Below are 5,589 nucleotides of genomic sequence, written 5' to 3' on the forward strand. Positions count from 1 at the left end.
GGTAAACTCGAATTCTTTGTAGGTCTTCTTTGGTTTCTTTTCTTAGTCTGTTTCTGTTAGCTTTTGTAGTTCTTCCCATAGCTTCACTATCAAGGCTTCTTTTGCCTCGTCTGTTAGTTCCTTTAGGTTCGGTAACTCCTTCATATCTTTAATTTATCAGCTTTTGCCTTTTTGTCAATTTCCCTTGGTTGAGCAATTACGATATTAATATTCCCACCCGATCCGCGTACCGCATTCGCAATAATGTCACTGTTCTCTATTCCTAAAATCACAGGTGCATTAATGTTGATGTTGCCGCCATTACCATTTCCCCCTGCGGTCGCGGTAATATTGCTGCCATGACGGAGTAGTAAGGTATTTGTGCGAATATTAATCTGCCCACCCTCGCCAGAATTTGTAGCCGCCGAAATACTTCCAGCGCGATCAAGAGCGATCGCCCCTGCATTAATGAATAAATTTCCAGCATTACCAATTCCTTGATGACTGACTCGTACCTCCCCCCCATCCTTAATCTGTAAAATTGGGGTATTGATGATTAAGTCACCTGAATTGCCTGTGGGCAACGCTGATAGACCAAATGTTTTCTGAAAGACTAAGGGGAGTACCGATGCACTAGCAGAAATAGCTCCTGCCTTGCCCGAAGCGGCACTCACGCCACTCACGCTAATTTGCTCTGAAACATTGATCCTGAGGGTTCCAGCATTTCCTTGACCTAAAGTAGAGGCTGAGATACCTGCGCCATTTTGCACCGTCAATTTAGCTGTATTGATCGTAACATTTCCTCCATTACCTCGGTTAAAACTGACAGTTCCAATTAAGCTTGCAGAGAAACTGATCGGGGTTTCTCCCTTCATTTCAATAGACTTAGAGGAATCGACTATTACATTTCCCGTTGCGCCCGTACCAAAACTTGCCCCCGTGATAGAACCACCGTCTTGCATTCTCAATTGTTGTGTTGTAACTTGAATATCCCCCGCTCGTCCACTTCCTCTCGTTTCTGACATGATTCCACTACGAGTGGTTGCAGGATTCAGTGCTGAAAAGCCAGAGATCTGAATTGAATCTACTGCTACTGAGATATTTCCTGCCGTTCCAGAGCCAAAAGTATGCGTATTAATTTTTCCCCCATCTTCGAGTAACAATCTCGGCGCAGTAATTACCAGATTTCCACCATCTCCCGTGATCGTATCCACCGCCAAGAGGCTTTGGGTAAATCCATTAGTGCCAACCCCACGCATTTCCAAAGACTCACTGGCGTTGATCGTAATATTCCCTGAACCTTGATTCCCTTGATTGGTTAACAAAGCCACAGAACCTTCATTGATACTAATATTTTTGCCTTGGAAGTGGATTGAACCCGCAGGAGAACCACTAGCATTCGCAAGGGCTTGTTTTGAAAATTGGATATGACCGTACTCTGTTAAATTAGCGTAGTCAAAATTCCAACGAGAGGATGTCATATTAAGATTAACAGTTCCAGATTTAGCGCTACCAATTTCGATGTGACCCGATGGAGCGTTCAAAATGCCACCCTCTAAAGTAACATCTCCCCCAATCAATGCTAAGGTCTTGCCGATCGCAACCTGTAAGCCGACAGGAGTTGTTCCATTTTGAATGGGAATATTCCCCTCAATCAAGTGATGTCCAGTATTTTGAACTGCGATCGCTCCCGCATTACTGCCCATATTTAAGCCAACTGGTGATGCGATCGTGAGGAGAGGGGATGATTGATTATTAGTAGCACTAAATTCCACGCCATCCGCAAATTTAATACTATTTGCCGTCGTAGCAATAAACGATCCACCAATATTTAAACTGGCGCTTTTGCCAAAAATAATGCCATTGGGATTGAGCAGAAATAAACTTACAGGATTGCTGTTATTAATAGTCTGAATCAAGCCATCAATGCTAGAAACATTGCCTCCCGTCACCCGACTAAAAATCGTCGTAATATTTGGAGTATTCACTAAATTGAAAGTAGCAGAACCTCCCGTCGGTACTGAGAATTGATTAAAGCTATGAAATAGATTCCCCCCACTATTGGGCTGATTACCATTGGTAATCGTAAAGTTGAGATTATCAGGACTAGTGACTGCTGTTGAAAGCGTGCCATCGGCTGTTATGGGTTGTGCTGCGACAGCTATGGGTAAAAGCATTCCCATTCCCATTCCTACAAATATAAATAGAAAACTGGGATACCGCCACCATAGTCTTTGCCTAAGTCTTTGCCTAAAACTCATTGGAAACTACCTCTTTAACTTTAAAAATATTTGGTGCGATCGCTAAGAATCCCGCACAGTCCGTTACGGTTGTTTCTCTGATCGCGCTATTGATAGTATAAAGATCTACTTCACCCTTTGTGTTGATTTGCCAACCTGTAGCTTCTACGATGGGCGGTGTCGCATTCTCCGATTGCTTTTCGGATTGCTTTTTAGATTGCCTTTCGGATTTATTAACAGTTGCTAAAGCATTAGAACTGCGGAAAGCGGAGGGGTCGCGGATATCTGTCCAAGGATGATTACCGCTGCGGCGATCGCTGGGATTTTCGGGCAACCCGCCGCGACCTGTGGCGACAAAGCGGCTATTACCATAGGTTCGACAACCTTGGGCAATTCGCTGACTCGGATCATCGATATTGCTTGGCAGTTGGATCAATCCAGCGGTCGGAGTAAAAGCGAGGTTACTGATATTTACCGTGCCACTCAATCCAAATTGCGAACTTGCCGTAATGTCGTTCTCAGGGGTCAATTGCGGACGAAACTTCAGTCCAAATAAGCCTTGCGTAGTGATATTGATATTCCCACCTGCTCCGCGTATCGCATTCGCAATAATGTCACTGTTCTCTATCCCCACAATCACAGGTGAGTTAATTATCAAGTTACCACCATTACCATTACCCGCAGCAGTGGCAGAAATCAAGCTATTGTGACGTAGCAGTAAAGATGATTGCAAGTTTAAGTTAACTTCTCCTCCGTTACCAGAAGCGGTTGAGGCTAAAATACTGCCTTGATTGTCTAGAAAAATTGAATTAGCATTAATCTGTAAATCTCCAGCCTTACCTGATCCATCATTTATGACAGTGACAGAGGCTCCATCGGTGATGCGTAACGATGGAGTGTTAATCCTGAGAAAACCAGCATCACCACTAGGAATCGGCGGTAATCCAAACGCTGCTTGTGTTGCTAGATCAGAAATCTTCGCAGTTGAAGCAATGCGGCTAGGGTTAACCGATGCTAAGGGTTCTCCTTCCACAACGACAGACTGTGACGCATTAATGATTACGTTGCCTGATGAACCTAGGCTAGAGGCATTAGACCCAACCAATGCGCCATCTCGAATCACTAATCTGGAGGTGTTAACGAATATACTATTGGCATTTCCAGAGCCAAGCGTTAATGTGGAGAGTGAAGTAGACCCCAATACAATAGGATTGATACCTGCAATTTCAATCAAGTCTTGAGCATTGATTTGCACTCTTCCCGACTGTCCAGAAGCAAAGGTAAAAGAGGTAATAGCACCACCGTCCAAAATCTCCAAATTCCCTGTTGATACGGTAATGTCCCCTGCTTGTGCAGAATTGACCGTGCTAGTTACGATCGAAGAAGGAAGGGCTGGATTAGCGGTAATAAAACTATCAATCAGGATCGAACCTGCAACATTTACGACAATGTTCCCGCTAGGTACTAGACCAAACGTTTGGCTATTAATGGTTCCCCCGTTGGAGAGGAGTAGCTGCGCGGCAGCGATCATTAGAGTTCCCGTCTGACTGTTGCCCAGATTGTCAATGCGGATCATGCTCGAATATTTACCATCGGCTGTATTCTGCGAGAGATTAAGAGTTTCCGTGGCTCGAACCGTAATCCCTCCAGCATTCTGCATGCCAAAGTTTTGTAGTAAGGCGGTGGAACCTTCAGTAAAGCTGATATTGCGTCCTTGTACTTGGATTGAGCCATTGTTACCACTGGCATCAAGTAATGATTGTTGAGCTAGATGGATATCGTTAAACTGCTGCACCGAGGCGTAATCTCCCACCCATCCTGTCACCTTGGGATTGAGTTTGACAAGTCCATTACTGACACTGCCAACTTCTATATGTCCGCCTCCATTAACCGATGCGATGCCACCAGAAAAGTTCACTCCACTCCCAATCAGGGCAAGTGTATTCCCTGCCGCAACTTGTAACCCGATCGGATTCTGGCTACGATTCACTGGCTGAAACAAGTTTTCGATCAGGCGATGTCCCGTATTCTGCACAGTAATCCCCTTGGAGTTTTGCCCAAAATTCAGACCGATAGGTGCATTCACTGTCAGTAAAGGTGAAGCTGATGGATTCACGGCACTAAATTCTATGCCATCGACAAACTTGACGCTATTGGCTGTCGTACCGACAAACGATCCACCGATAGTTAGACTTGCATTGGGACCAAAAATAATCCCATTGGGATTGAGCAGAAATAAACTCACAGGATTGCTATTATTTGTGGTCTGAATCAAGCCATCAATGTTAGAAACACTGCCCCCCGTCACCCGACTAAAAATCGTCGTAATATTCGGTGTGTTCACTAGATTAAAAGTTGCCGAACCTCCCGTCGGTACTGAGAACTGACTAAAACTATGGAATAGATTTCCCCCACTATTAGGCTGATTACCATTGGTAATCGTAAAGTTGAGATTGTCGGGACTGGTGACTGTTGTTGAGAGCGTGCCATCGGCTGTTATGGGTTGTGCTGTGACAGCTATGGGTAAAAACATTCCCCAGAATAGAAAGGTGGAACTATACCACCATAGTCTTTGACTAAAATTCATTGGCTACTACCTCTTTAACTTTAAAAAGATTTGGTGCGATCGCTAAGAATCCCGCACAGTCCGTTACGGTTGTTTCTCTTGTGGCTACCTTATTGCCAGCATAGATCTCCACTTCGCCCTTCGCATTCAGTTGCCAACCCGTCGCTTCTACAATGGGCGGTGTCACCATCGCCGCTTGCTTTTCGGATTGATTTTCGGATGGGCTGGCGATCGCTAAAGCATTGGGATTGCGGAAAGCAGAAGGATCGCGAATATCTGTCCAAGGATGATTACCGCTGGGGCGATCGCTAGGATTGTCAGCCACTCCGCCACGACCAGTGACGATAAAGCGACTATTGCCATAGGTTCGGCAACCTTGGACAATTCGCTGACTCGGATCGATCACATCCGTAGGCAGTTCGATTAACCCAGCAGTGGGAGTAAAAGTGAGGTTATTAATATTCACCGTGCCATTCAATCCAAATTGCGAACTAGCAGTGATATCGTTATCATCGGTACGATAAGGGCGGTATTTCAATCCAAAGATGCCATTGGTACTAATTTGGATATTGCCCCCATTGCCTTGAAAAGCATTAGCCACTATGTCACTATTGCCTAAACCAATAATGAAAGGACTACTAATCGTAATATTACCGCCATTACCCTTGCCGCCCGCTTCCGCCGATAGCAAACTTTCATTCCGCAACAGGAGCAGTTCTCCAAGGGAGAAAATCAGGTTACCACCATTACCAAAGTTGGTTTGGGCATTGATTTGAGAACCATCATTTAAAAATAGCGATCGCG

Annotated in this window: 2 protein-coding genes and 1 pseudogene; all 3 read right to left on the bottom strand. The window is 44.9% G+C overall.

The genetic code is table 11. The features are described from left to right. Positions 1 to 140: 140 nt before the first annotated feature. Positions 141 to 2,240 carry a two-partner secretion domain-containing protein gene (locus PSE7429_RS26925; protein ID WP_009629310.1) on the bottom strand — a complete coding sequence of 700 codons (2,100 nt, stop codon included), beginning with the start codon at positions 2,238 to 2,240 and terminating at the stop codon, positions 141 to 143. Beyond that, positions 2,230 to 4,806, bottom strand: a complete 2,577-nt coding sequence (locus tag PSE7429_RS20695) for a two-partner secretion domain-containing protein (RefSeq protein WP_009629311.1) — start codon at positions 4,804 to 4,806, stop codon at positions 2,230 to 2,232. The genes PSE7429_RS26925 and PSE7429_RS20695 overlap by 11 nt, the downstream gene beginning before the upstream one ends. Continuing rightward, positions 4,796 to 5,589, bottom strand: a pseudogene (locus tag PSE7429_RS26425) (S-layer family protein); the annotation flags it as partial. The gene PSE7429_RS20695 and the pseudogene PSE7429_RS26425, both read right to left, overlap by 11 nt.

The organism is Pseudanabaena biceps PCC 7429 (assembly GCF_000332215.1).
Classification (GTDB): Bacteria; Cyanobacteriota; Cyanobacteriia; order Pseudanabaenales; family Pseudanabaenaceae; genus Pseudanabaena; species Pseudanabaena biceps.

Bases quoted from the DNA above. Each gene is read 5' to 3' on its own strand.
- PSE7429_RS20695 (WP_009629311.1), bottom strand. From the start codon at position 4,806: ATGAATTTTAGTCAAAGACTATGGTGGTATAGTTCCACCTTTCTATTC.
- PSE7429_RS26925 (WP_009629310.1), bottom strand. From the start codon at position 2,240: ATGAGTTTTAGGCAAAGACTTAGGCAAAGACTATGGTGGCGGTATCCC.